Genomic DNA, 24597 nt, shown 5'->3' on the forward strand with positions numbered 1-24597 from the left:
AGTTTGCAGGCTCGGGTGTTTTCTTCATGAAACATTCTTTTGCAACCTTGAAAACATGGTGTATTTGCGAAGTCTCAGGTCTGGGCAATATCGGCTTGATGTAATTGCAATGGCAATGTCACTGCCTTGTTATTTGAAATGAATACTTTTGCTTGCAGCGTCATATATCGCGCTGCAACCACAAGGATTCAAAGACCCATGCCCAGTCTTTCACGCAGGAAGCTATTGCAAGCGGCCGCTATCGGTTCATTTTTTTCATCCTTGCCCCTGGCTATTCGCCAAGCCCTGGCCATACCGGCGAATAACCGTACGGGGACGATCAAGGATGTCGAACATGTAGTGATCCTGATGCAGGAAAATCGCTCTTTCGATCATTACTTCGGTACTTTTCCCGGGGTACGGGGCTTCAGCGACCGCTTTACCATTCCACTGCCCGGTCAGCGCACGGTCTGGGAGCAACAGGGTAAGGGCCGGCTGGTGATGCCCTATCACCTGGACAGCAGCAAAGGCAACGCCCAGCGCGTCAGTGGCACGCCTCATTCATGGGTGGATGCCCATTCGGCCTGGGACAACGGCCGCATGAGTGCCTGGCCGACCCACAAGACAGCGACGTCCATGGGTTATTACCGTGAGCAGGAGCTGCCATTCCAGTTCGCCCTGGCCAACACCTTCACCCTGTGCGACGCCTATCACTGTTCGGTACACGCCGGGACCAACCCCAACCGGTTGTTTCTCTGGACCGGCAGCAACGGCCCGAGTGCGGCAAAGGTCGCTGCGGTGGTCAACGAATGGGATGGCCCGGGTGCGGTAAATGTCGGCTACAGCTGGAAGACCTATCCCGAACGCCTGGAAGAGCAGGGTGTCAGTTGGAAGGTTTACCAGCACCTGCCGGACAATTTCGGCGACAACCCCCTGGCCGGCTTCCGTCAGTACCGCGCCGCCAGCGTAAAGGTGGGCAATCCGGCCCAACCGCCCAAGGACTTCAATGCCTTTGTGCCTTACAGCGATGCCTTGAACGCCGTCGCTGCGCTGTACAAGGGCAATGGCAATACCTTGCCGGCCAGCAGCGGCAGCAATCTGGAGGCGATCATTGGTGGATTTCGCAATGACGTGCAGGCCGGCAAGTTGCCCCAGGTCAGCTGGATTGTGGCGCCGGCCGCCTATTCCGAGCATCCCGGCCCATCGAGTCCGGTCCAGGGCGGCTGGTTCACCCAGGAGATTCTCCTGGCGTTGACTGGCAATCCCGAGGTCTGGAGCAAGACCGTGCTGCTACTGACCTACGATGAAAACGATGGCTTCTTCGATCATATGCCGTCGCCGTCGGCACCTTCCCAGCGTCAGGATGGCAGCTTTGCCGGCAAGTCCACGCTGGGTTTCGACAGCGAACTGTTCAAGCATCCGGCGCCACCCGGTTCGACCCAGCAACCGCTGCCCGATGGCGGCGTGTATGGCCCCGGGCCGCGGGTACCGATGCTGGTGCTGTCTCCCTGGAGCCGGGGAGGCTGGGTCAATTCCCAGGTGTTCGATCACACCTCGGTGCTGCAATTTCTCGAAAAACGCTTTGGCGTGCGCGAGCCCAACATCAGTGCATGGCGGCGGGCGGTATGTGGCGACCTGACGTCGGCGTTGAATTTCGTCGACCCCAACCATGAGCCATTACCGGCGCTGCAGACCACCACCCGGCAGGCCGCCGACGGTTTGCGCCAGCGCCAGGAGAAGCTGCTCCAGGTGCCGCTACCCTTGGCCAGCCAGCAGTTGCCACCGCACCAGCCGCGGCTGGCCCGACCTTCACGGGCACTGCCTTATCGTCTGCATGTCGATAGCCAGGTGGACCCCAAGGCCAAGACCCTGTCCCTGAGCCTGCAGAACACTGGCGAGCAGGGCGCGGTGTTGCATGTCTACGACGGCCTGCACCTGAGCGATATCCCGCGGCGCTACACGGTGGAGGCCGGCAAGGCGCTGCAGGACAGCTGGCCCGTGGTGGAGCGCTACCAGCTGTGGGTATTGGGACCCAATGGCTTCCACCGCAGCTTCAGCGGCCAGCTGCAACAGCTCCAGCCTGAGCTGTTGGTGACGTCCAGCAATAACCAACTGCAATTCACCCTGAGCAATCCGGGTGCGCATGGGGTATCGGTCACTATCGATCGCTGCCCTTATACCCAACAGGGGCCATGGACCCTGGTCGTGCCTGGGGGAGCAGAGGTGCGCCAGGTTTTCGCCTGTGAGTCCAGCGGTGGCTGGTATGACTTGACCCTGCGCAGTGACGCAGGCTGGTTGCGCAGGGTAGCCGGACGACTGGAAACCGGGGCACACAGTATCAGTGACCCGCTGATGGGGCGGCCCTGAGAGGGCATCGATGAAGCACAAGGGACACTAGTTGGAAATAGCGAGGAGGTGCAGCTTCTGCACTAGCGAAAACAACCACTACGCTACAGATAAAAGTTGCAGCGAGGGAAAAATAGATAGCGTGCTTAGTTGTTTTGCCTAAATAGCGGATCACCTGTTCGGGTGATCCGCTAACAGCATCACTTACTTGGGCATGGCCCAGGACTGCAAGATATAACCTTCCTGGCTCAGTTCAGCGCGGGCTTGTTTGAGCAGGTCTTCCAGTTGGGCTGGATCGGAGTAGGCACTGCTGGGAATCTGGGTGTGACCGATACGGGTACTGGTACGGTCGATGACGCTCAGGCTGAGCTCGCCGTTCCCGTCCTGTGGGGCCCAGGCCACGCATTGAAAAGGCTTGAATGCGCGGTCGGCGATCAAAAGTGCTTCGTTTCTACGGAGCGGGGCGTTCATGGGGTCTTCTCTCTATGTGCCCAATCAGATGATGTGCCGTCGGTTGGGCTTACCGTTCGGCTGGTCACTTGTACTGATGCACTGAGGTAGTGATCGGGTCACACTGAAAAACAAGTTTTTACAACTTTCGTACGTGGGCCCTGTGACAACACCATTAGTTACGGGGTTCTTAAAAAATGACTGCGACAATCAGTCGCTCGGGACGAAGTTCTGGTAGCGCCTTAGTTCCTTTGGTAAGCAGCGCTATAAGCAATTGATACATTCAAGCGTCAAGTTCTTGCTAACGTTACAGCCAGGTTTGCCAAACCACTGTTTCTAATAACTTTTCCCTCTTTTGGCGCCAAGGACCAGTCATGCTCGAAGCTCCCGTGCAGCGCCGCTTGCTGGTGGTCGACCCCTGTGATGACTGCCATCGTCTTCTGCCCGGGCTGCGTGCTATCGGCTGGGATGTGGACAGCTGTGACCTGGAGTCTGCCCGCGAGCGCTCCTGCGATGTCGGCTTGCTGCGCCTGCAACCCTTTCACCTGGAGCGTCCGGAAGCGGTCAAGGACCTGATCAGCCACAGCGGCACCGAGTGGATCGCGGTGCTGAGTCCGGAAGTCCTGCGCCTGCAAAAGGTCGGTGACTTTGTCTGCGAATGGTTTTTCGACTTCCATACCCTGCCGTTCGACGTCTCCCGGGTCCAGGTGACCCTGGGACGGGCCTTCGGCATGGCCCGCCTTAGGGGCCAGGGCGCGGTCCATGTGGACCAGCCCGAGCACGAGTTGTTGGGGAGCAGCCGGCCCATCCGCGACCTGCGCAAGCTGCTGAGCAAGCTGGCGCCCACCGAGTCGCCGGTATTGATCCGCGGCGAGAGCGGCACCGGCAAGGAGCTGGTGGCGCGTACCCTGCATCGCCAGTCCCAGCGTCACGACAAGCCATTTGTGGCGATCAACTGCGGGGCGATTCCCGAACACCTGATCCAGTCCGAACTCTTCGGCCATGAAAAGGGCGCTTTTACCGGGGCGCACCAACGCAAGGTCGGGCGCATCGAGGCGGCCCATGGCGGCACCTTGTTCCTCGATGAGATCGGCGATCTGCCGCTGGAGCTGCAAGCCAATCTGCTGCGCTTCCTGCAGGAAAAGCACATCGAGCGTGTAGGCGGCAGCCAGCCGATACCGGTGGATGTCAGGGTCCTGGCTGCGACCCACGTGGACCTTGAGGCGGCCATCACCAGCGGTCGTTTTCGTGAGGACCTGTATTACCGGTTGAACGTGCTGCAGGTGATTACCGCGCCACTGCGTGAGCGTCATGGCGATTTGGGGATGCTGGCCAGCCACTTTGCCCACTTCTACAGCCAGGAAACCGGACGCCGGCCACGCAGTTTCAGTGAGGACGCCCTGGTGGCCATGGGCAAGCACGACTGGCCGGGCAATGTCCGCGAACTGGCCAACCGGGTGCGCCGGGGCCTGGTACTGGCCGAAGGCCGACAGATTCAGGCCAGTGATCTGGGCTTGCAAGGCCTGCAAGCCCAGGAACTGCCCATGGGCACCCTGGAGGACTACAAGCACCGCGCCGAGCGTCAGGCCCTGTGCGACGTGCTCAACCGGCACAGTGACAACCTCAGCGTTGCCGCCCGGGTACTGGGCATCTCGCGTCCGACTTTTTACCGTTTGCTGCACAAACACCAGATCCGCTAGGGCGGCAAAAACGCCAGGGCCCGCTGCGATTGGGGAATCGCTGCGGGCCTTGGCGTTTCTGCCGGTGGATCAGAAGTAGTAAGGGAATTTCAGGCTGAAGGTGAAGGCCGGGGCGTCCTCGGTCATGCCAATGGACAGGTTGGGCACAATGGTCAGGTTGTCGGTGGCCGCAATGGTCATGCCGACGTTGAAGTAACCGGCGTTGGCGTCGCTGGAAACCACCGATTGCCAATCGCCGCCATCCTGCTTGAGTTTGCTCTTGCGCTGTATCAGGTCGGACACCGAGAAGGACATGCTCATCTTCTCGTTGAGGGCGAACGCCACACCGGCGCCGATCTGGAAGCTGTCGCCCAGGCGAACTTTGCCAGGGGTCTTGCTGCCAACCGTGGAACTGATGTCGTCAAACGACTCTTCCAGGTTGTGGGTGTAGGCCAGGGTGCCGAACAGCACCGCCGGATCGAAAGTCTTGACCAGGGAGATCCCGGGGGTGATCGACCAGACACCGTTACCGGTCGGCAGGCTTTCAGGCACGTACAGGTTGTTGTTGCCCGCGGATTGCACCAGCTTGATCCCGAACGGTTCCTTGCCGGTGGGGGCCTTGACTCGCAAGGTGGCCACGGCGTCGGGCCAGAACTCCGATTCGTCGAGGAATTTGTAAGCCACGCCGAAGTTCACGTCCCCCAATGTCGGGTCACGGGTCACCGATTCTTCGGTGGTCTGGGTGCCGGCACCGCCGCCACCACCGGACTGGAAGGTGGACTCGCGATACAGCACGGGGGCGTTGATGTCGAATTGCCAGCGGTTGTTGAGGTTATAGCGAGCGGTCAGGTCCAGGGTCCAGGTATCGGATTTGATCCGGTCCAGGTTGATGTTGCCGAGAAAGATCGAGTCCAGCGCAAGGAAGCCGTTGACCGTGAGTTGCCGAGCGTCGTAGCGGGCGTAGGTCAAGCCGGTCTCGACGCTGAACTTGCCGCCACCGAAGAAGCCACTGGCCTCGTCGTACAGGTTGCTGACGCTTTGGGCCGGAGCCGAATCATCCTTGAGCGACTGACCGTAGGAAGCGCCCCCGGCTGCTCCTCCGGACGCCGCTGCGGCGCCAGTGCCGGCAACCTGTTGATTGCCTCTGAGATCGGCTGGCGATTTGGCCAGGCGCTTGGGCGGTGGTGCCGCGGGTTGATCTTCTACCTGCCGGACCCGCTGCTCCAGTACCGCCAGGGCCTTCTGCTGCACTTCGTAACGTTGCTTGAGCTCCAGAAGTTCGCGTTTCAGGGTCTCTACATCGGCATCCGGCGCGGCTTGAACCAGCGCCGCTGGAAATAGAGTGCTTAAACAGATGACTGCGCGCAGTGAAACCGATCGATACATGAAATAAACCGTCCCTTTTGAACCCCAATGGTCGAGAATCAGCGTAGTTCAAGATCAGAATTTGCGTAGAGCGTCGAGCGTTGTCAGGTTGCAGTCCAAAACACCGTTGCTCGGCCCGTTGTTTCTGAGCACCACATTGAGTTGAGTCAGGTTGTTGACCAGGTTGCTGTTACCCATCAACTGGGTGTTCTGCAACAGATTGCCCTGGGCCACTTGCTGCAGGGCGCTGCCCTGATTGCCGTTGGCCTGTATCGCCATCTGGATACCGCCATTGAGGGCCGATACCGCCACGCTACCGGCGGCGTTGCTGCCGGTGATGGTCTGGCCGCTCATCAAGGCCTGGCCGGCGCCAGCGGCCAAGGCGGGCGCCTGGTTGGCCTCTGTGACATTGATGCTGATGTTGTTGTAGGCAGAATTGCCATCCCCGGCGGCTCTCACGCTCTGGGTCACGCCCTGGCCACTGGCCAGGCCTGCACCACCGATCACATTGCCGGTGCCTGGGGGCGGCGTGGTGCCGTCACCGGTCTGGGTGATGGTGGAGACGTAGAATTCCGGTTTGATGGTGGCTTGCTGGATCTGCAGCGAGGTGGTCGCACCGATCAGGTCACCGCTGGCGTTGCGCCAGGTACTGCTCATGACGATGCCGAAGCTGATAATCCGCCCCGGCATCACGTAACGACCCCGTAACTGCGATAATTCCTGATCCTGGATAAGTTCGGGCTTGAAACCAGCATGGGCTGGAAGAGCTGCTGCCAGGCAAGCGGCGGCCAGCCAGTATGAAGTCTTCATCTGCTTGCTGCTCCCGGAGCGTCCTGCCCCTTTATGATTGTTCGGGCTCCTAGAAGAAGTCGCTCTGAATGAAACCGAAGTCCATCAGGTCCGAGTCTTTGACCGGGTAGAATCCATCGAGCTTGTTTTTCGCGGTCAGCGGGGCAGGCGGGTCGAGCAAGGCGTTGGTCTTGTCGTAGCCGGGACCGATGATGGCGAACACGATTCCATTCCAGCCTTTGACGAAATCTTCATGGGTGTAACGCTTGTGACCCAACACCGGATCACCGATGTAGACCCAGCCTTTCTGGGCGCGCTGCATCACCACGAAGTGCTTGTAGCCGCGAATGTCCATCAGTACCACCACCGGAATGGTCACCGCTTCGAGCTTGTCGGGCGGAATCCGGTAGCCTCGGGCGCGCATGCCGATGCTTTCCACGTAGCGCTTCATATCGAGCATGGAGAAACCCTGGGTGCGGACCAGATTCTGATCCGAATTGACCAGCATGCCCTTGATGACGTGCTCCTCATCGACATCAAGCCAGTAGGCCTGGCGCAGAACGGTCGCCAGCGCGGCGGCGCCGCAACTGAAGTCGGTCTTCTGCTCGACGATGTCGCTGAACTTGCGTTCACGCACGCTCTGCACCTGTTTGAAGATCAGGTTGCCACCGGGCAGGCCGGCGACGGCCATCTGTGCAGCCTCAACGGGAACACAGAGACACAGCAGGAGGGAGAGGATCGCAGTACGCATGATCGTTACGCCTGAGTCGGACTGTGGAAAAGCCCCGTTTCCGGGGCTTTCGTTACGATCGCGATTACATGCAGGCTTTGCAGCCAGCGGCGATGGACAGCGAGTTGCTTTGTTGGTTGCCCACACCGGCCGAGACGTTGGCGCCACCGTTGCCGGAGAAGCCGTTCATCGAGTTGGTCATGCTGGCGTTGTTGACCACTGGGTTTTTCCAGCCGTCTTTGGTCAGCACTTGCTGGGTCCAGTAGCCAGCCAGTTCGATGGTGCCTTGTTCCTTGAAGGTGAATTTTTGATCGTCGTTGTCGTGACCACCACCGCGGTTGTTGTTGCCATAGCCGCCGCCGTGATGATCGTCGCCTTCGATCTTGCCGCTGCCGGTGCCTTTATAGGTGCCGTAGGCCACGAAGCCGCCCGAGAGGGTGTCTTTTTTGTAGGCCTGGACGCCTTTGTTCTCTACGACCAGATTGGTCGAGGACTGGTTGGCCGCCGCTGCTGCGGTTGCCACGCGGCCGCCGGACACGGCGATGGCCAGGTTGTTTTTCTGTTGGTTGAAGTTGCCGGCGGTGACGTTGATGCCGATGTTGCCGGAACCGTTGTTGCCGGAGTTGTTCAACACAGCGTTGTTCTGTGTCGAAGAGTTTTTCACATGGTTGTTGCTATTGATCTGGGTGGCGCTGGAAGCCGCCACGGCGCTGCCGAAGATGAAGCTTTCGTCAGCGGTTGCCAGAGCAGCGGCGTTGTCTTGTTGGTTGCCGTCGCCGGCGGCGACGTTGGCGCCCATGTTGCCGTTGGAGTTGTTGAGGGAGCTGTCCATCTTGGCGTTGTTGTTGGTGCCCTGGTTTTTCACCACGTTGGAGGTGCTGGTCTGCACGTCGATCACTGCAGCACCGGCCCCAGCGGTGATTTGCAGCAGAGTGCCGAGGTCTGGACCTCTATCATGATCGTCATGGCCATTGCCATGACCGCCGTTGTGACCGTTGTTATTTCCACCTGCCTGGGCGGCCATTGCCATGACTGCGGCCAGTGCGAAAACCAGTGGTTTGAGAGCCATTGTAGGTTTCATGGTGTTTCTCCGGTGCTTATTAGTTGGTTAAGTGTTGGTACTTTCTAATTGCACTACGAGGGGTCAATCTGCGACCCGTATGCTCAGGGTGTTAGCCATTCGGTTCCCCACCCCGGCACTCTGGTTCACCTGAATCACTCCACGGCTGCCGGTGAAGGCCTGGTCGCTGGTAACGACCTGGCGGCTGCCTTGTTGAGCGCCAGTTGCTCCCGAGTTTGGTAACAGCGCCACGTTCTGTTGGGACAGGGCGCTGTCGTCAATGCTTTGCGGATTGGCGCTGATGCTGATCCGCAGGGCATTGGCCATCTGGTTGTTGGCCCCGGCCGACTGGTTCACGCCCAGTGCGCCGCTGCCGTTGCTGAAAGAGTTGCCGCCGATGGTGCTGCTGGTATTGACCGAGCGGTCGGCTGGCGTGGTGATGCGTTGGTTGACGCTGGTGGTGGCCGTGGCGTTGGTGCCGATGGCAATGGCCCGCACGTTGGTCTGTTGTTGCTGGTCGCCGGCGGCCTGGTTGACGTTGAAGTTGCCTGTGTAGCCGGTGCCGGAGTTCTGGATGCTGGAGGTGGCGGCGGCTTGATTGGCGGAGTCGGCCATGGCCCCGGAGCAGGCGAGCAAGGCAAGGAACAGGACTGAGTGATTCATCTTATTGGCCCCCGATATTTTTCAAGGGAGCCATGCCGGTGTTGATGCTCCGATTGATCGAGCCGGAAATACTGGCCCCGGCACCGCCACCATGACCCACTGCCATGCCTGGCAGGCCATGGCCATTGCTGTTGCTCAGGACATGCATCCCCGGTACACCGCTGTTGCCGGACAGCACGGTGCCGCGGATCAGCGCGCCAGTCCTGATGCCGGCGAAATCGCCATCGGTCATTTCATTGCCGGTCATCTGATTGACCAACGCCGAAGGGTTGGTATTGACCGAAACCGGATTGGGGTCTTTCTGCAGAGGCGCACGGCCAATGGGCTGTGCCTGTAAGGTGCGCTGGATGATGATCTCGCCATTGCCCGCCGCCAGAACCGGAAGACTGGACACCGCGCTGACGGCACAACCGATCAGCAGTAGGCGGGTGAAACTTTTGTTCAGAGTCCCCACGGCGGTATTCCTTCTTCTCAGTGCTGGCCCTAGTCAGCGTTGAGAGGGAGAGAGCAGAAGCCGTGCCGCTTTTGATTTCTTGCGAAGAATCAATGGGTTGGGAAAATGCTGGGGGGGAAAGGGCGCAGCAGGTGTTTCAGGATTGAGACAGGCGCCACCGACGGCCATTGGCCATAAGCGGGACAATGCTCTGGAACAAGGGTTGCTGCGGGGGTGTATCAGTGGCGCAACAGTTTCGCCGACAGTGGGCGCCGCCCCCGAAAATGGCGGCCTGATCGCCAGGGGAGTGTTTCAGGAATGGACACTCTGGGGGGGCGCGCACCTGCGGCGGGATCAGTCCAGCAGCAGTTGCCGAACCAGGGCGAAGGCTTGCTGCCGGCGCTCCTGCCAATCGCCGCGAATGACCCGATAAGGCTGCGCGTGCAGGTCCAGCCACTGCTGCGTGGCGTCGAAGAAAGCCTGACGCTGCGCCAGTTGCGGCTGGCAGCGCTGACCGTCGTCGCTCCAGGCCACATCCTCCGGGGACAGCAGCAGGTGCAGGTGGTAATGCCGGGCCAGCAACTGGGTTTCCAGCCACGGCGGGCAGTCGCCGAACAGGGTCCGGCTCCACAGCAGGTTGCTCAGTAGGTGGGTGTCGAGAATCAGCAGGGCGGGTTGCCGGGCCCGGGCCTGGTCTTCCCAGGCCAACTGGCCACGGGCGATCTCGGGGATGTCCGCCAGGCAGGTATCGCGGCACTCCTGCTCGATGAAGTGGCGCACGTACTCACCCACCTGGATGCCGCCGAAGTGCGCTTGCAGCTCGGCCGCCAGCCAGCTTTTGCCACTGGACTCGGGGCCGGTCAGCACCAGTACCTTCACGGCTGCAACGCCGGGTCGGCGCGCCAGGTGCGCCAGCCCTGGACCGCCAGCAGGGTGAACAGGGCGTAGAGGGCCGCGGTCAGGTACAGCTCCTTGTAGATGAACAGACCCACGAAGATCACATCCACGGCGATCCACAGCGGCCAGCATTGCACGCGCTTCTGCGCCATCCACCATTGGGCTACCAGGCTGAAGGCGGTCAGGGCGGCGTCGAGCCAGGGTTGCGCGGCATCGGTCCAGTGGGCCATGGCCGCTCCCAGCATCAGGCTGCCCAGTACGCCGAGGGCCAGACCCTGGAGCAAGCCGACGGGCTGCAACTGGCTGACCGGGCGCCCCTGATGCTGGTCGCCGCCACGGGTCCACTGCCACCAGCCATAGAGCTGCAGCACGGCGTAGACCACCTGCAACAGCATGTCGGAATAGAGCTTGACCTCGTAGAAAATCCAGCTGTAGAGCAACACCATGACCAGGCCGATGGGCCAGCACCAGGGATTCTGTTTAACCGTCAGCCAGACGGCGATGACGCCTAGCGCAGCGGCAAACAGTTCAAGCCCGGACATGGCGGTTCCTTGGGGAAGTGGAGGAGGGGGCGGATTGTACCCAGTCTGGGCCTTGGGCGTCAGCCCGGGGCCCAGACCCTGAAGTGACTCAGACGCGGAACTGACGCAGCAGGCCATTGAGCTGTTCCGACAGCTCCTTGAGGTGGCGGCTGGCGGCGCTGGAGTGCTGGGCCGCCAGAGCGGTGCCCTGGGACAGGCCTGCCGCCTGGCCGACGTTGTGGTTGATGTCTTCCACCACATGGGCCTGTTGCAGGGTGGCGCTGGCAATCGAGGCGTTCAGGCCGTTGAGGGTCCGCAGCGCCTGGCCGATGGCATTGAGGCTGGTACCGGCCAGGCCTGCCTGCTCGATGGTCAACTGCGACGCGCGGCTGCTGTCGCCAATCACCTTGACCGCCGCTTCCGAGTGATTCTGCAAGCGCTCGATCATGCCCTGGATTTCTGCGGTCGATTGCTGGGTGCGCTGGGCCAGCAGGCGCACCTCGTCGGCCACCACGGCAAAACCCCGACCCTGTTCCCCGGCCCGGGCCGCCTCGATGGCGGCGTTCAGGGCCAGCAGGTTGGTCTGTTCGGCAATGGAGCGGATCACTTCCAGTACGGTGCCGATCTGGGTGCTTTCTGCCGCCAGGGTGCGAATCACTTCCACCGCCTGATCGATGGTGCTCGACAGCTGATCGATCTGCTGCAGGCTGCCGTCGATATTGACCTGGCCTTGCTGGGCCTGGGCTTCGGCCTCGCGCACTTCACTGGCGGCGTGCTCGGCATTCTTCGCAACATCCTGAACGCCACTGGTGACCTGACTGATGGCTGCGGCCACCTGTTCCATCTGCTGGGACTGTTGCTGGCTGCGCTCCTGGGCCTCGGCGGCATTGCTGCCCAGCTCGCTGGAGGACTGTTCCAGGGCCGCGGCGCTGGTCTGCAACTGCGTCACGACCCCACGCAATTTGGCGGTGAAACCGTTGAAGTGTCGGGCCAGCTCGGTGACTTCATCCTGGCCATGGGTATCCAGGCTGCGGGTCAGGTCGCTTTCGCCGCTGGCGATATTGGCCATGGCGTGAACGGTCTCGCGCAGCGGGCTGACGATGCTGCGCACGATCAGCACCACCAGGCCCGCCATCAGCAGGGCAATCACCAGGCCGACAGAGGAGGCCCGCAGTACCTGGGCATAGAACTCCTGTTGCAGGTCATCGATGTAGATCCCGGAGCCGATGATCCAGCCCCAGGGCTGGAACAGCTGGATATAGGAGGTCTTCTGCACCGGCTGCTCGGCCCCGGGCTTGGGCCAGCGGTAGTCCACCATGCCGGCGCCCTTGGACTTGGCCAGGGCCACCATTTCGTTGAACACTTCGAAGCCGTCCGGGTCCTTGACTGCCGCCAGGTTCTGTCCGTCGAGCTTGGGGTTGGCCGGGTGCATGATCATGACCGGCGCCAGATCGTTGATCCAGAAGTAGTCGTTCTGGTTGTAGCGCAGCCCGCGAATCACCTGCAGCGCCTGTTTCTGCGCCTGTTCGCGGCTCATGCTGCCGGCGGCTTCCAGGCCCTGGTAGTAAGTGAGCACGCCGGCGGCGGTCTGCACCACGTGCTGGGTCTTCTGCGCCTTGGCCTGGTACAGGTCGCCATGAATCTGCTTGAGCATCATCACGCCCAGGGTCACCAGGGTCAGCACCGCCACGATCAGGATCAGCCACAAACGCTGACTGATGGACATCTTGCGTAAGCTATTCATCATCCGGTCACTCCAGATTCTTGTTCTTGTCATAAAAGGCCGTGAGCATCCAAGCACGCCTGCCTTCGAGCGCCAACCCTACGGAAGTCCAATAACACCACAGGCGCATTTTGCGCCTGTCTGTTAGGATTTCGGCGCCTTCACGCAAAACCTGAACCTTTCTGAATTTTTCACAGAATTTTCATAGGTTTGTGTTGATCTTATGGGCGCCGAAAACTCGGCTACGCTCGTCGCAGCAATGGCTTTGAATACTTAAAAAAGAGGCATGCCTGGAGCATCGCCTTATGGGGGATTGATGGATTTTTGGACCGCCGCGCAGGCATTGATACTTGGGATTGTCGAAGGCCTGACCGAGTTTTTACCCATCAGCAGTACCGGGCACCAGATCATCGTCGCCGACTTGCTCGACTTCGGGGGCGAGCGGGCGATGGCCTTCAACATCATCATTCAACTGGGGGCGATTCTTGCGGTTGTCTGGGAATTTCGGCGCAAGATCTTCGATGTGGTGCTGGGCTTGCCCACCCAACCCAAGGCCCAGCGCTTCACCGTCAACCTGCTGATCGCTTTCCTGCCAGCGGTGGTGCTGGGGGTGATCTTCGCCGACCTGATTCACGCTTACCTGTTCAACGCCATCACCGTGGCTTCGGCCCTGGTGGTTGGCGGCATCATCATGTTGTGGGCCGAGCGCCGGCAGCATCAGGTACATGCCGAGACGGTGGACGACATTACCTGGAAGGACGCGCTCAAGGTCGGTTGCGCCCAATGCCTGGCAATGATCCCGGGGACCTCGCGTTCCGGCTCGACCATCATTGGCGGGCTGCTGTTCGGCCTGTCGCGCAAGACCGCCACCGAGTTCTCGTTCTTCCTGGCGATGCCCACCATGGTGGGGGCCGCGGTGTACTCCGGCTACAAGTACCGCGATCTGTTCCAGCCGGCTGATTTTCCGGTGTTCGCCATCGGCTTCGTCACGGCCTTCATCTTTGCCATGATCGCGGTCAAGGGCCTGCTGAAGTTCATTGCCAGCCACAGCTATGCGGCGTTTGCCTGGTATCGCATTGCCTTCGGCCTGCTGATCCTGGCGACCTGGCAGTTCGGTTGGGTCGACTGGACGGCAGTTAAGCCGTGACGACGGGCCGCAGCGAACCGCGCGCCGGCAGTGGCGCGCACATCCACAATCTGAAGCTCAAGTTGCTGGTAGGGGGCCTGCTGTGCGCACTGCCGTTGTTCGGCTCGTTATCCCTGTGGTGGCGAGCAGTCTCGATCATCCCCCTGGTCGCCTATGGCGCCGTCAGCCTGTTGACCTTCCTGCTGTACTGGCACGACAAGCGCCGGGCCAGGGCCCAGGGGCAGCGCACGCCGGAGAAGGTCCTGCACGCTCTGGAGCTGGCCGGTGGCTGGCCCGGTGCCTTGCTGGCTCAGCAACTGTTGCGGCACAAGACCCGCAAGGTGTCCTATCAGACGCTGTTCTGGCTGATCGTGGCCTTGCATCAGGTCTATTGGATTGATCGGTTGTTCCTGGAAAGCGGCCTGCTGAGCCTGTTCTAGAGCAGCAGGCCGACCTGGGTGCGCTTGGGCAGCTTGCTCACCACCAATTGATGGGACGCTTGCAGCAGGGCCTTGAGTTCAACGGCCCCCAGCGGGTAGGGGCTGTGCATGATGATCCAGTGAGCCCGGGCCAGGTAGGGCGCCGGGGCAATGCCCGGACGGTCGACATGGCCAAGAAACAGTTCCCGGTCGACCTTGAAGGCCAGGGACTCGCCCCGCAGGTTCTGCAACGCAAACATCTTGTTGCCGGCAATCGAGAACACCCGCACGCCGCCCCATTTGTAGTCTTCCCGCGCGCCTGGCAGGCCCAGGCAGAATTGCGCCACTTGCTCTTCATTCAGGGTTGCAGCTTTCACAGGGCACGTTCTCCACAACGTTCGAAGGATTCACTCAGGTGTTCGATCCAGGCCCGCACGGCCGGCAGCACACCCCGGCGGTGAGGATACACCGCTTGCAGCCAGCCGCCGGGTAGTGACCACTGGGGGAGCAGTTGCACCAGCTGACCGCTGGCCAGTTCGGCCTCGCAGTACAGCATCGGCAGCACGGTGCAGCCCAGGCCGGCGAGGGCGCAGGCGCGACGGACGATGAAGTCATCGATGCCCAGGCGCGCTTCCAGGGCCAGGTCGCAGGCGTTGCCCTGTTGATCCAGCAGCCGCAGGTGTACCAGCCGGTCGGCCTCCAGGGCGCCGAGTATGGGCAGGTGCCTCAGGTCTTGCGGGTGGGTCACCGGGTTGTCCCGCAGGAAGGCCGGGGAGGCGACCATCGCCGTCTGCGCCGGGCGCAGGCGCCGGGTGACCAACAAAGGGTCTTCGTCGCCTTGCTCGCGTACTCGCAGGGCCACATCTATGCCTTCGGTCACCAGGTCGACACGGCGGTTGAGCAACAGCATCTCCAGCTGCACCTGCGGGTATTTCTCCAGAAAGCTGCTCACCAGTGGCGTCAGCAACTCATGGGCCAGGCCCACCGGGCTCGACACTCGCAGGCGTCCCCGGGGCTCGCTGGCCATGCTGGCCACGGCTTCGTCGGCCATCTCCGCTTCCAGCAACATGGCCTGGCAATGGCGCAGGTAGCGCTCGCCCACGGCGGTGAGCTTGAGCTGCCGGGTCGTGCGCTGCAGCAGCCGGGCCTTGAGGCGCTCCTCCAGTTCGGCGATGCGCCGCGACAGACGCGACTTGGGAATGCCCAATTGGCGCCCGGCGGCGGCGAAGCCACCGGCTTCCACCACTTTGGCGAAGTAATAGAGATCGTTGAGGTCTTGCATGGGGAAAGGCTCGACTGTCCTATTGGTAGGACGAACTATCGCATTTATGCCGACTAATCAGCTATTGAATTCATCTGTAGGATTGCCAGCATCCGATCGCCCAGCGGCGGTCCTCACTTGGAGATCCCACATGAAACTCTTGCATATCGATTCCAGCATCCTGGGTGACAACTCGGCGTCCCGCCAACTGAGCCACGCCGTGGTCCAGGCCTGGAAAACCGCCCAGCCTGACCTGGCAGTGACCTATCGCGACCTGGCCGGCGATGCCATCAGCCACTTCTCCGCTGCGACCCTGGTGGCCGCCGGCACCGCCGCCGAGCTGCGTGATGCGGCGCAAAAGCACGAAGCCGAACTCAGCGCCCAGGCCCTGGCCGAATTCCAGGCCGCCGACGCGTTGGTGATCGCGGCGCCCATGTACAACTTCACCATCCCGACCCAGCTCAAGGCCTGGATCGACCGCATCGCCGTGGCCGGCCAGACCTTCCGCTACACCGAAGCCGGTCCGCAAGGCCTGTGCGGCGGCAAGAAGGTCTTGGTGGTCTCCACCTCCGGCGGCTTGCACGTCGGCCAGGCCACTGGCGCGGCTCATGAGGACTACCTCAAGGTGCTGTTCGGCTTCCTCGGTATCACCGATATCGAGTTCGTTCGCGCTCACGGCCTGGGGTACGGTGAAGACGTGCGCAACAAAGCCATGAGCGACGCCCAGGCGCAGATCAGCGAGCAGCTTTTCGCCGCGGCGTAAGGCTTGTGTAAAGACGCTTTCCGGCACGGCAAGCGCCACTAGACTCCGTATTCTGATGACTGCTTGAAGTGATCAGAATGCGGAGTTTTTTTGTGGGCGTTTCCAGTGTTGCTGGCCCAGGTTATGCAGGTTTTTCGAGGCCGGGAGTCGTGCTCCCTGGCGGTGCATTCGCATTGATGGGCCAATCTGGCTTCAAGGCCTTGGCAGCAAGGGATGGCAGGGGTAACGGGCTTTCTCGATCCGGCGGCAAAGGTGGGCGTGTGATGAAACGTGTTTGTGCAGTGTTACTGATGTACCTGCTCGGCAGCCCGATTTCAGTGCAGGCCGCTCCTGCGCCCCACCCGCACTGGAGCGTCGGCTTCCATGAAATGAGTTTTCTCGATCCCCTGGACCGGCAGCCGATGCGCGCCATTGCCTTTTACCCGTCCACCGGCATCGAGCACCCCAGTTTGGTCGAGGGGTATCAGATCGCCGCATCCCGGGATGCCAAGGTCGCCATCGGCCGCTTTCCGATGCTGATGCTGTCCCACGGCAATACCGGTACACCCCTGGCCCTGCACGACCTGGCGACGTCCCTGGCACGCAAGGGTTTTGTCGTGGTGGCGGTGATTCATCCCGGTGACAACTCCAAGGACCACAGCCGCCTGGGCACCTTGAGCAACCTCTACGGACGGCCGATCCAGATTTCCGAAGCCATAACCGCCACCCTTGGCGACCCCATGCTGTCGCCCTTCGTCAATGCCGATCAGGTCGGGGTCATCGGTTATTCCGCCGGCGGCGAGACCGCCTTGATCCTGTCCGGCGCCACGCCTGACCTGGACCGCCTGCGGCGTTACTGCCAGGAACGTCCCGATGATCGCGATGCCTGCAATACCCAGGGCGAACTGATTGTCGACCGCGAGGATCTGCAGCCAGTGGCCGACCCGCGGGTGCATGCACTGATGCTGATGGCGCCCCTGAGCCTGAAATTCGGTCGCCAGACCCTGGCCGGGGTGCATGTGCCCGTGCTGCTCTACAGCGGCGATGGCGACCAGCTGGTGGCCCTGGACAAGAATGCCGCGGCCCTGGCGCGCAAGCTGCCCGTGGCCCCGGACTTCAAGCTGCTGGCCGGTGCCGGGCACTTCGTGTTCATGGCGCCGTGCAGCGCCGAGCAGTTGGCGGCCATGCCGGCCCTGTGCACCGATGCCGACGGCGTCGACCGCGAGGATATCCATCGCAACCTGATTGCCGAGGCCGGCAGGTTCTTCACCCATACCCTGGGCCGGCCGAGCCGGGCAGGGATGCAGACTGCCGACCAGTAACTCAGGCACCGGCCCGACGCTTGAGCAGCAGCGTCAGTCCCAGGCCGGTGATCGAGAGCAGGGCGGCGCAGAAGAAAATCCACGAATACCCCAGGTTCAGGGCCACCGCGCCCATCAAGGGACCGGCGATGGCCAGGGCCAGATCGAAAAACACCGCATAGGCACTCAAACCGGCACCGCGGCTGCTGTTGGGCACTTGCTTGATGGCTTCCACCCCCAGCGCCGGGTACACCAGCGACAAGCCGAAGCCGGTGAGCCCGGCGCCAATCAGCGCCCAGGCCGTGGACGGCGCCAGCCAGAGCAGGGTCAGCCCCAGGGTCTCGACGCACATGCAGGCAATGGCCGAGCGAAAGCCGCCAAAGCGGCTGATGCTGGAGATGAACAGCAACCGCGAGCAGATGAAGCACACCCCGAACACCGTCAGGCAATAGGCGGCGCCGGTCCAGCCGCGGCTCAGGTAGAACAAGGTAATGAAGGTGGTCAGGGTGCCATAGCCGATGGAGGCCAGGCTGAGGCTGGCGCCGAAGGGGGCAATGCGCCCGAAGACCGCCCAGAACGGCAGGCGCTCGCCGCGAATCACCGGCACCGAGGGTTTGTTGCGAATCAGCAGCAGGGCCAGCACCGCCAGAACCGACAGGGCGATGCCCAGGCTGGTGAAACCGTATTGCTCAACCATCACCACTCCCAACGGCGCGCCGATGGCAATGGCGCCGTAGGAGGCAATGCCGTTCCAGGAAATCGAGCGGGCCGTGTGTTCCGCGCCCACCTGGCCCATGCACCAGCTGATGGTGCCGACCCCGATCAAGCCCTGGGCCACGCCCAGCAGCAGGCGTGCGCCCAACAGCACGGCAAGGCTCAGCAGTGGCCAGTGTTCCAGCCACACTGAAATCAGGGTCAAAAGCCCGCTGAGGAGAATCCCCAGCAAGCCGTAGATGATCGAGCGCTTGGTGCCCACGGTGTCCGACATGCGCCCGGCCATGGGCCGGCTGAGCAGGGTGGCCAGGTATTGCGCGCCGATGGTCAGCCCGGCAATCACCGCGCTGAAGCCCAGCTGTTCGTGGACGTAGCCCGGCAGCACGGCGATTGGCAGGCCGATGCAGAGGAAGGCGATAAAGGTATAGAAGACGATGGAGACGATCTGCAGGGTGATCGCCATGGAGCTTTGAGCGGAGGTCTGTGGCTCGGGCATGAAGGCTCGTTCGCGGGCGGCGGTTAGAGAGCCGCATCATCGCGTGCCGCGATCATAAAAGGAAGCAGGCTAACTATCTTTCCCCAACGCCTCGCAGACCGCTGATGTGCAAGGCCTGAAGGCTGCTTCGCCGATAAGCCCAGCGGCGCTGCGAGCCCTGCAAGCGCGGGCTTACCGGCGAACACGCTGATCGATAGTGCACAAGGTTCGAAGGTTTCTGCACCGGCCAGCGAGGCCCAAATGAAAAAGCCCCGTCACACTGGACGGGGCTCTTTTCTGGTCGCTTGACGCTCGCTGCCGCTTTAGAACATCACGCCCTGGCTGCGCAGGTAGTCGTCGTAGGTGCCGCTGAAGTCGGTCACGCCGCTTGGGCTCAACTCGATGATGCGGGTGGCCAGGGACGAGACGAACTCACGGTCGTGGCTGACGAAGATCAGGGTGCCCGGGTAGTTTTCCAGGGCCAGGTTCAAGGCCTCGATGGATTCCATGTCCAAGTGGTTGGTCGGTTCGTCCATCACCAGCACGTTGGGCTTTTGCAGGATCAGCTTGCCGAACAGCATGCGGCCTTGCTCACCACCGGAAATCACCTTCACCGACTTGAGGATCTCGTCGTTGGAGAACAGCATGCGGCCCAGGGTGCCACGGATCATCTGCTCGCCCTGGGTCCACTGGCCCATCCAGTCGAACAGGCTGACGTCGTCTTCGAAGTCATGGGCGTGGTCCTGGGCGTAGTAGCCGATTTCCGCGCTTTCAGTCCACTTGACGGTACCGGCGTCCGGGGTCAGCTCGCCCACCAGGGTGCGCAGCAGGGTGGTCTTGCCGATACCGTTGGGGCCGATGATCGCCACGCGCTCGCCGGCTTCGACGGTGAAGCTGAAGTTCTGGAACAGGGTCTTGCCATCGAAACCCTTGGACATGCGCTCCAGGGTCACCGCCTGGCGGTGCAGCTTCTTGGTCTGTTCGAAGCGGATGAACGGGCTGACCCGGCTCGACGGCTTGACTTCGGCCAGCTGGATCTTGTCGATCTGCTTGGCCCGGGAAGTGGCCTGCTTGGCTTTCGAGGCGTTGGCCGAGAAGCGGCTGACGAAGGTCTGCAGTTCGGCGATCTGGGCTTTCTTCTTGGCGTTGTCCGACAGCAACTGCTCGCGGGACTGGGTCGCGGCGATCATGTACTCGTCGTAGTTGCCCGGGAACAGGCGCAGCTCGCCGTAGTCCAGGTCGGCCATGTGGGTGCAGACGCTGTTGAGGAAGTGCCGGTCGTGGGAAATGATGATCATGGTGCTGTTACGCGCCGTGAGAATGTTTTCCAGCCAGCGGATGGTGTTGATGTCCAGGTGGTTGGTCGGTTCGTCCAGCAGCAGCACTTCCGGATCGGAGAACAGCGCCTGGGCCAGCAGCACCCGCAGTTTCCAGCCTGGAGCGACTTCGGTCATCGGGCCGAAATGCTGTTCCAGGGGAATGCCCAGGCCCAGCAGCAGCTCACCGGCGCGGGATTCGGCGGTGTAGCCGTCCATCTCGGCAAATTCGGTTTCCAGCTCGGCCACGGCCATGCCGTCTTCTTCGGTCATTTCCGGCAGCGAGTAGATGCGGTCGCGCTCGGCCTTGACCTTCCACAGCTCTTCGTGACCCATGATCACGGTGTCGATCACGGTGAATTCTTCGTAGGCGAACTGGTCCTGGCGCAGTTTACCCAGGCGCACGTTCGGCTCCAGCATGACCTGGCCGCCGGACGGCTCGAGGTCGCCACCGAGGATTTTCATGAAGGTCGACTTGCCGCAACCGTTGGCGCCGATCAGGCCGTAACGGTTGCCACCGTTGAACTTGACCGAAACGTTCTCGAACAGTGGCTTGGCGCCGAACTGCATGGTGATGTTAGCTGTGGAGATCAATTACTTACCTACCAATGATTTAGCGCCAGCCTTGAATCCACGAAGCGCGATCTGGAGCCTTCCAGGTCGGGCCGGTCTGGGTGTGGAACTGAGCCAGCGGGCGTACGTCGAGCGCAACATTCCGGCGACGGGGCCAGGTTGCTGAGCGAAGAGTGCGGGGTGCATGTTGGAATTTGTGCGCATTGTCGCATATGTAACCGAGCAGTTGTATGACGCTCGGGTAGGGATTTTCGCCGCAATGGCCGATGTTCAACTGCCGTTAAGTGCAACCCGGGCCTGAGCCAACGCGTGCATGAACCGCTGCAAGTGTGCGGCGGCCTCAGTGGGGGCGGCCTGAAGCAGGCAGTGAGGGCCGTCGATGGCCACCAGCCGGGCGTCGTTGCGCAGTTGCCGGATCAGGATGGATGCCGAGGCCGGCACCAGCCGGTCGTGGCGGGCCTGGAGGTACAGCAGCGGTACCTCTGTGGCCACCAGGGCCTGGCTTGCATCCACTGCAATCACTGACTGCAACCGGGCCCGCAGTACTTGGGGCGTCACCTGGGCGATGGCTGCCGCCAGGGCGCTGCGCAGGGAGGGGGTGGAAAAACCGCCGAGCAACAAGGCATCCATCGGCCAGAACGGCAGGTGTCGCAAGGGCAGCAGCTTGAGCAACGGTGACAGCGGCGCCAGTGCCGAACGCGGATTGCGCACAAAACTGCAGCACAGCACCAGCCCCAGCATGGCGCTGGGTCGTCGGGCGGCGATGCTGACGGCCACCGGCCCGGAAAACGACTCGCCCAGCAACACGAAAGGACGGTCCAGCGGCAGTTGTTGCCATATCCGCTCTACCAGGGCGGGGTAGTCCAGCACCTGATCGGTGGGATAACGCAGCACCTGCACCGCTAGGTTCGGGGGCAGGGCGTGGAGCAGGGGGGCGAACAGGCTGCCGGTGCCATCCATTCCAGGCAGCAGGACCAGGATCGGGAGCGGTGTGGGGTCGATCAATTCAGCGATCCTTGCCGGGTACAAAGAAAAAAAGCGCCCGGCAGGATACCTCGGGAGTCCGGCCAACACAGCTCGTTTGTGCTGGCCAGAGGGCTGGAGGGCATTTTATTGAGCTGAAGCAAAACCTGGCGCAATACAGGCAAATTTCGACAGAAGTCGCGCAGCTTTTCACAAATTTGAGTTAACCATTGGTTACAAACTGTGGCTAAAATGCGACCCGACGGCCGGACGCCGAGGGTCGGATCGACGACGAAGATGTTCGCCGATTGCGCTTTTTTCAACTCAGACGCTGCCATTTGCCTTTGGCCCTTCGGGCTTTCAGGGGCGCAGCATGCTCTCTTCTGAAGTGTGACAATTTCCGTGAAACTCATCATTGCCGCTGTATACGTTTTATCCATTGCGTACGTACACCTGCGGGGGCGCGTGCGCCACAAGCTGGGTCGCCAACTGAGTGATCACTCCACCTTCCTGGCCCCCATCAACTGCTTCCTTTATCTGTTCTCCAAGTTTCCCAACCGGCCCTACCTGGACCCGGCCGACTTCCCCGAGATGAACAAGCTGCAGGAACACTGGGAGGAGATTCGTGCCGAGGGCCAGAACCTGTTGCAGGCCGGTGAGATCAAGCGCTCGGATCAGTACAACGATGTGGGTTTCAACTCGTTCTTCAAGACCGGCTGGAAACGCTTCTATCTGAAGTGGTACGGCGACAGCCACCCTTCGGCGATGAAGCTGTGCCCGCGCACCACCGAGCTGGTGCAGAGCATCGGCTCGATCAAGGCAGCGATGTTTGCCGAGCTGCCTCCGGGCTCCAAGCTGGTGCGTCACCGCGATCCTTATGCCGGTTCCTATCGCTACCATCTGGGGCTGTCCACGCCGAACAACGAAGGCTGCTACATCGAGGTCGATGGCGAGCGCTATCACTGGCGCGATGGCGAAGCGGTAATGTTCGACGAGACCTACATCCACTACGCGGAAAACACCACCGATCAGAACCGCATCATTCTGTTCTGCGACGTGGAGCGGCCGATGAAGTATCGCTGGGCTGCGGCGTTCAACGGCTGGTTCAGCCGCACGGTGATGTCCGCTGCCGGTTCGCCCAACGATGCCGGGGACAAGACCGGCGGCCTGAACCGTGCCTTCAACAAGCTGTACAAGATCCGCCTGCGGGGCAAGGAACTGAAGAAGCGCAACCGCACCCGTTACTACCTGGAAAAGTGGGCGATCTTCGCCGCACTGCTGTTGCTGTTCATCTATATCTGATGGGCCATCCGCCTTCTGCACAGCGGTAACGCGGCGCCGCCAATGGCGGGCCGCGGATACCGGGTGTTACATGTTCTGCAGGAATATTTAATTAACAAAGCCGAACCCTGGGCGTAGCGTGGAATCGAATTCGATACCTTGTCGCTCTTCAGGAGGCTTGTCATGAACAGTCTGGCCCGCAGGTTTGCCGCATTCATCGCGCTGAGTTGGGCCAGTGGCGCCGTTTGGGCCGCCGCTCCTGAACCGCTCCCATCCCCGCACTTGCCCAGCACTCTGCTGCTGGCGCAGAACCTGCCCAACAGTGGCAACAACGATCCCTACAGCAACCCCATTCGCCGGGCCAATCCCAACAGCATGCAGGGCACCCAGCCCATCAGTCCGCCTGTGCGCGGCCCTGGCACCGGCCCCAGCGTGCGGCGGCCCACCCTGGAGAACGGCGGTATCGGCAACGGTTATCCCCGGGGCGGCGTGCAGCGACCCAACCCCGATCCCCGAGTGCAAAGCCCCCGAGCCAACGATCCGAACAACCGGCGCTAAGATGCCGGTGTGCTGCGTTGTCGGCGCCGCCTGCCTGGGGGCGCGAGGGAATTTCTTGATCCACAGAAGGAAGCGAGCATGTTGCGTAAAACCCTTTTCGCCACCTTGTGCGCCAGCGTCCTGCTGGGCAGCGCGTTGCCGGTCTCGGCGGCGGGCGAACAGTCGTTTCCCAGCGAGCAGGGCACTCTGAGCCTGACGCCGCTGGTGCAAGGTTTGAACCACCCCTGGGCCCTGGCCTTCCTGCCAGATCGCCAAGGCATGCTGGTCACCGAGCGTCCCGGCAGCCTGCGGCTGGTGAGCCCGGACGGCAAGCTTTCGGCCCCCTTGAACGGGGTGCCCAAGGTCTGGGCCAATGGCCAGGGCGGCTTGCTGGACGTGGTGCTGTCGCCGGACTTCAAGCAGGACCGCCTGGTGTATCTGTCCTACGCCGAAGGCGGTGGCGAGAACGGCACAGCCGGCACTGCGGTCGGCCGGGGCCGATTGGCCGACGACCTCAGCGGGCTCAAGGACTTCAAGGTGATCTTCCGCCAGGAGCCGAAGCTGTCCACCGGCAACCACTTCGGTTCTCGCCTGGTGTTCGACCGCGATGGCTACCTGTTCATCACCCTGGGCGAGAACAACAACCGGGCCACCGCCCAGGACCTGGACAAACTCCATGGCAAGATCGTGCGCCTGTACGCCGATGGCCGGGTGCCGGACGACAACCCCTTTGTCGGCCAGCCCGGGGTGCGTCCGGAGATCTGGAGCTACGGCCACCGCAATCCACAGGGCGCGACGCTCAACCCCTGGAGCGGCACCTTGTGGGAGAACGAGCACGGACCCAAGGGCGGTGACGAGATCAACCTCATCGAACGGGCCAAGAACTACGGCTGGCCCCTGGCGACTCACGGGGTCAACTACTCCGGCCAGCCGATTCCCGAGGCCGGCGGCCAGACAGCACCAGGTACCGTGGGCCCTCATCATGTCTGGGAGAAGTCTCCCGGCATCAGCGGCATGGCGTTCTATGACGGTGATCGCTTCAAACCCTGGCAGCACAACCTGTTCATCGGCGCCCTGGCCAGCCGCGAACTGATCCGCCTGCAATTTGACGGTGACCGTGTCACCCATGAAGAGCGCCTGCTGGGCGAGCTCAATGCGCGTATCCGAGACGTGCGCCAGGGCCCGGACGGTTATCTCTACATCCTCACCGACGAGGATCAGGGCGGCCTGTACAAGGTTGGCCTGGAATAATCC

25 protein-coding genes are annotated in these 24597 nt (G+C 61.8%); 9 read left to right on the forward strand and 16 right to left on the reverse strand.

Annotated elements, in window-relative coordinates; all coding sequences use genetic code 11:
• Positions 1–198: 198 nt before the first annotated feature.
• Positions 199–2346, forward strand: coding sequence for a phospholipase C, phosphocholine-specific (locus tag J5M73_RS22495; RefSeq protein ID WP_102863501.1), 2148 nt, complete (start codon positions 199–201; stop codon positions 2344–2346).
• A gap of 183 nt (positions 2347–2529) precedes the next feature.
• On the opposite strand, the gene J5M73_RS22500 is transcribed toward J5M73_RS22495, so the two are convergent.
• On the reverse strand, positions 2530–2796 hold the full coding sequence (locus J5M73_RS22500) for a hypothetical protein (protein WP_102863502.1): 267 nt from the start codon (positions 2794–2796) through the stop codon (positions 2530–2532).
• Between the two features lie 353 nt (positions 2797–3149).
• Here J5M73_RS22500 and J5M73_RS22505 point away from each other — a divergent pair, with 353 nt between their 5' ends.
• Positions 3150–4475, forward strand: a complete 1326-nt coding sequence (locus J5M73_RS22505) for a sigma-54 dependent transcriptional regulator (RefSeq protein ID WP_102863503.1) — start codon at positions 3150–3152, stop codon at positions 4473–4475.
• Positions 4476–4544: 69 nt separating this feature from the next.
• Here the strand turns inward: J5M73_RS22505 and J5M73_RS22510 are convergent, their stop codons facing one another.
• From J5M73_RS22510 to J5M73_RS22550, 9 genes are all read right to left on the reverse strand, one after another.
• Complete coding sequence (locus J5M73_RS22510; protein ID WP_102863504.1) at positions 4545–5840, reverse strand: hypothetical protein; 1296 nt, start codon at positions 5838–5840, stop codon at positions 4545–4547.
• 54 nt (positions 5841–5894) lie between these two features.
• Positions 5895–6629 (reverse strand): hypothetical protein, encoded by a 735-nt coding sequence (locus J5M73_RS22515; RefSeq protein ID WP_102863505.1) that lies wholly within the window; start codon positions 6627–6629, stop codon positions 5895–5897.
• A 49-nt stretch (positions 6630–6678) separates the two neighbouring features.
• On the reverse strand, positions 6679–7359 hold the full coding sequence (locus J5M73_RS22520; protein ID WP_102863506.1) for a C39 family peptidase: 681 nt from the start codon (positions 7357–7359) through the stop codon (positions 6679–6681).
• Positions 7360–7423: 64 nt separating this feature from the next.
• Positions 7424–8419, reverse strand: a complete 996-nt coding sequence (locus J5M73_RS22525) for a heme utilization protein (RefSeq protein ID WP_102863507.1) — start codon at positions 8417–8419, stop codon at positions 7424–7426.
• A gap of 63 nt (positions 8420–8482) precedes the next feature.
• On the reverse strand, positions 8483–9061 hold the full coding sequence (locus tag J5M73_RS22530; RefSeq protein ID WP_102863508.1) for an adhesin: 579 nt from the start codon (positions 9059–9061) through the stop codon (positions 8483–8485).
• Between the two features lies 1 nt (position 9062).
• The gene (locus J5M73_RS22535) at positions 9063–9515 is read right to left on the reverse strand and encodes a hypothetical protein (protein WP_102863509.1); all 453 of its coding nucleotides are present in this window, start codon (positions 9513–9515) and stop codon (positions 9063–9065) included.
• 333 nt (positions 9516–9848) lie between these two features.
• Positions 9849–10373: an AAA family ATPase gene (locus J5M73_RS22540; RefSeq protein WP_102863510.1), complete on the reverse strand. Its 525-nt coding sequence runs from the start codon at positions 10371–10373 to the stop codon at positions 9849–9851.
• Positions 10370–10933 (reverse strand): nicotinamide riboside transporter PnuC, encoded by a 564-nt coding sequence (pnuC, locus tag J5M73_RS22545; protein ID WP_102863511.1) that lies wholly within the window; start codon positions 10931–10933, stop codon positions 10370–10372. Before pnuC ends, J5M73_RS22540 begins: the two co-directional genes overlap by 4 nt.
• Before the next feature lie 88 nt (positions 10934–11021).
• Positions 11022–12656, reverse strand: a complete 1635-nt coding sequence (locus tag J5M73_RS22550) for a methyl-accepting chemotaxis protein (protein ID WP_102863587.1) — start codon at positions 12654–12656, stop codon at positions 11022–11024.
• Between the two features lie 295 nt (positions 12657–12951).
• On the opposite strand from J5M73_RS22550, the gene J5M73_RS22555 reads away from it, so the two are divergent.
• Complete coding sequence (locus tag J5M73_RS22555; protein ID WP_207816176.1) at positions 12952–13782, forward strand: undecaprenyl-diphosphate phosphatase; 831 nt, start codon at positions 12952–12954, stop codon at positions 13780–13782.
• Positions 13779–14201: a DUF1294 domain-containing protein gene (locus J5M73_RS22560; protein ID WP_102863513.1), complete on the forward strand. Its 423-nt coding sequence runs from the start codon at positions 13779–13781 to the stop codon at positions 14199–14201. Before J5M73_RS22555 ends, J5M73_RS22560 begins: the two co-directional genes overlap by 4 nt.
• Here J5M73_RS22560 and J5M73_RS22565 read toward each other — a convergent pair.
• Both J5M73_RS22565 and J5M73_RS22570 read right to left on the reverse strand, forming a co-directional pair.
• Positions 14198–14542, reverse strand: a complete 345-nt coding sequence (locus J5M73_RS22565) for an MmcQ/YjbR family DNA-binding protein (protein WP_180988578.1) — start codon at positions 14540–14542, stop codon at positions 14198–14200. The two genes, J5M73_RS22560 and J5M73_RS22565, sit on opposite strands and share 4 nt — an antisense overlap.
• 11 nt (positions 14543–14553) lie before the next feature.
• Positions 14554–15462: a LysR substrate-binding domain-containing protein gene (locus tag J5M73_RS22570; RefSeq protein ID WP_102863515.1), complete on the reverse strand. Its 909-nt coding sequence runs from the start codon at positions 15460–15462 to the stop codon at positions 14554–14556.
• A gap of 130 nt (positions 15463–15592) precedes the next feature.
• Here J5M73_RS22570 and J5M73_RS22575 point away from each other — a divergent pair, with 130 nt between their 5' ends.
• A complete protein-coding gene (locus J5M73_RS22575) occupies positions 15593–16204 on the forward strand; it encodes an FMN-dependent NADH-azoreductase (protein ID WP_102863516.1) in 612 nt (203 codons plus the stop codon).
• Positions 16205–16467: 263 nt separating this feature from the next.
• Positions 16468–17505 carry a dienelactone hydrolase gene (locus J5M73_RS22580; RefSeq protein WP_102863517.1) on the forward strand — a complete coding sequence of 346 codons (1038 nt, stop codon included), beginning with the start codon at positions 16468–16470 and terminating at the stop codon, positions 17503–17505.
• A gap of 1 nt (position 17506) precedes the next feature.
• Here the strand turns inward: J5M73_RS22580 and J5M73_RS22585 are convergent, their stop codons facing one another.
• The 4 genes from J5M73_RS22585 to J5M73_RS22600 all read right to left on the reverse strand — a co-directional run bounded on the left by J5M73_RS22585 (position 17507) and on the right by J5M73_RS22600 (position 21965).
• Complete coding sequence (locus J5M73_RS22585) at positions 17507–18694, reverse strand: MFS transporter (protein ID WP_060839364.1); 1188 nt, start codon at positions 18692–18694, stop codon at positions 17507–17509.
• A 302-nt stretch (positions 18695–18996) separates the two neighbouring features.
• Complete coding sequence (locus tag J5M73_RS22590; RefSeq protein ID WP_102863518.1) at positions 18997–20583, reverse strand: ABC-F family ATPase; 1587 nt, start codon at positions 20581–20583, stop codon at positions 18997–18999.
• Positions 20584–20832: 249 nt separating this feature from the next.
• Positions 20833–21567: an alpha/beta hydrolase gene (locus tag J5M73_RS22595; protein WP_207816178.1), complete on the reverse strand. Its 735-nt coding sequence runs from the start codon at positions 21565–21567 to the stop codon at positions 20833–20835.
• The gene (locus tag J5M73_RS22600; protein ID WP_162884042.1) at positions 21564–21965 is read right to left on the reverse strand and encodes a hypothetical protein; all 402 of its coding nucleotides are present in this window, start codon (positions 21963–21965) and stop codon (positions 21564–21566) included. The genes J5M73_RS22595 and J5M73_RS22600 overlap by 4 nt, the downstream gene beginning before the upstream one ends.
• Between J5M73_RS22600 and lpxO the strand changes: the two genes are divergently transcribed.
• From lpxO to J5M73_RS22615, 3 genes are all read left to right on the forward strand, one after another.
• Positions 21928–22827: a lipid A hydroxylase LpxO gene (lpxO, locus tag J5M73_RS22605; protein ID WP_102863520.1), complete on the forward strand. Its 900-nt coding sequence runs from the start codon at positions 21928–21930 to the stop codon at positions 22825–22827. The genes J5M73_RS22600 and lpxO overlap by 38 nt on opposite strands.
• Before the next feature lie 162 nt (positions 22828–22989).
• Positions 22990–23364: a hypothetical protein gene (locus J5M73_RS22610; protein ID WP_115580090.1), complete on the forward strand. Its 375-nt coding sequence runs from the start codon at positions 22990–22992 to the stop codon at positions 23362–23364.
• A 78-nt stretch (positions 23365–23442) separates the two neighbouring features.
• On the forward strand, positions 23443–24594 hold the full coding sequence (locus J5M73_RS22615) for a PQQ-dependent sugar dehydrogenase (protein ID WP_207816180.1): 1152 nt from the start codon (positions 23443–23445) through the stop codon (positions 24592–24594).
• Positions 24595–24597: the final 3 nt, after the last annotated feature.

The sequence above is a fragment of the Pseudomonas sp. 50_B genome, from assembly GCF_017491625.1.
Classification (GTDB): Bacteria; Pseudomonadota; Gammaproteobacteria; order Pseudomonadales; family Pseudomonadaceae; genus Aquipseudomonas; species Aquipseudomonas danubii.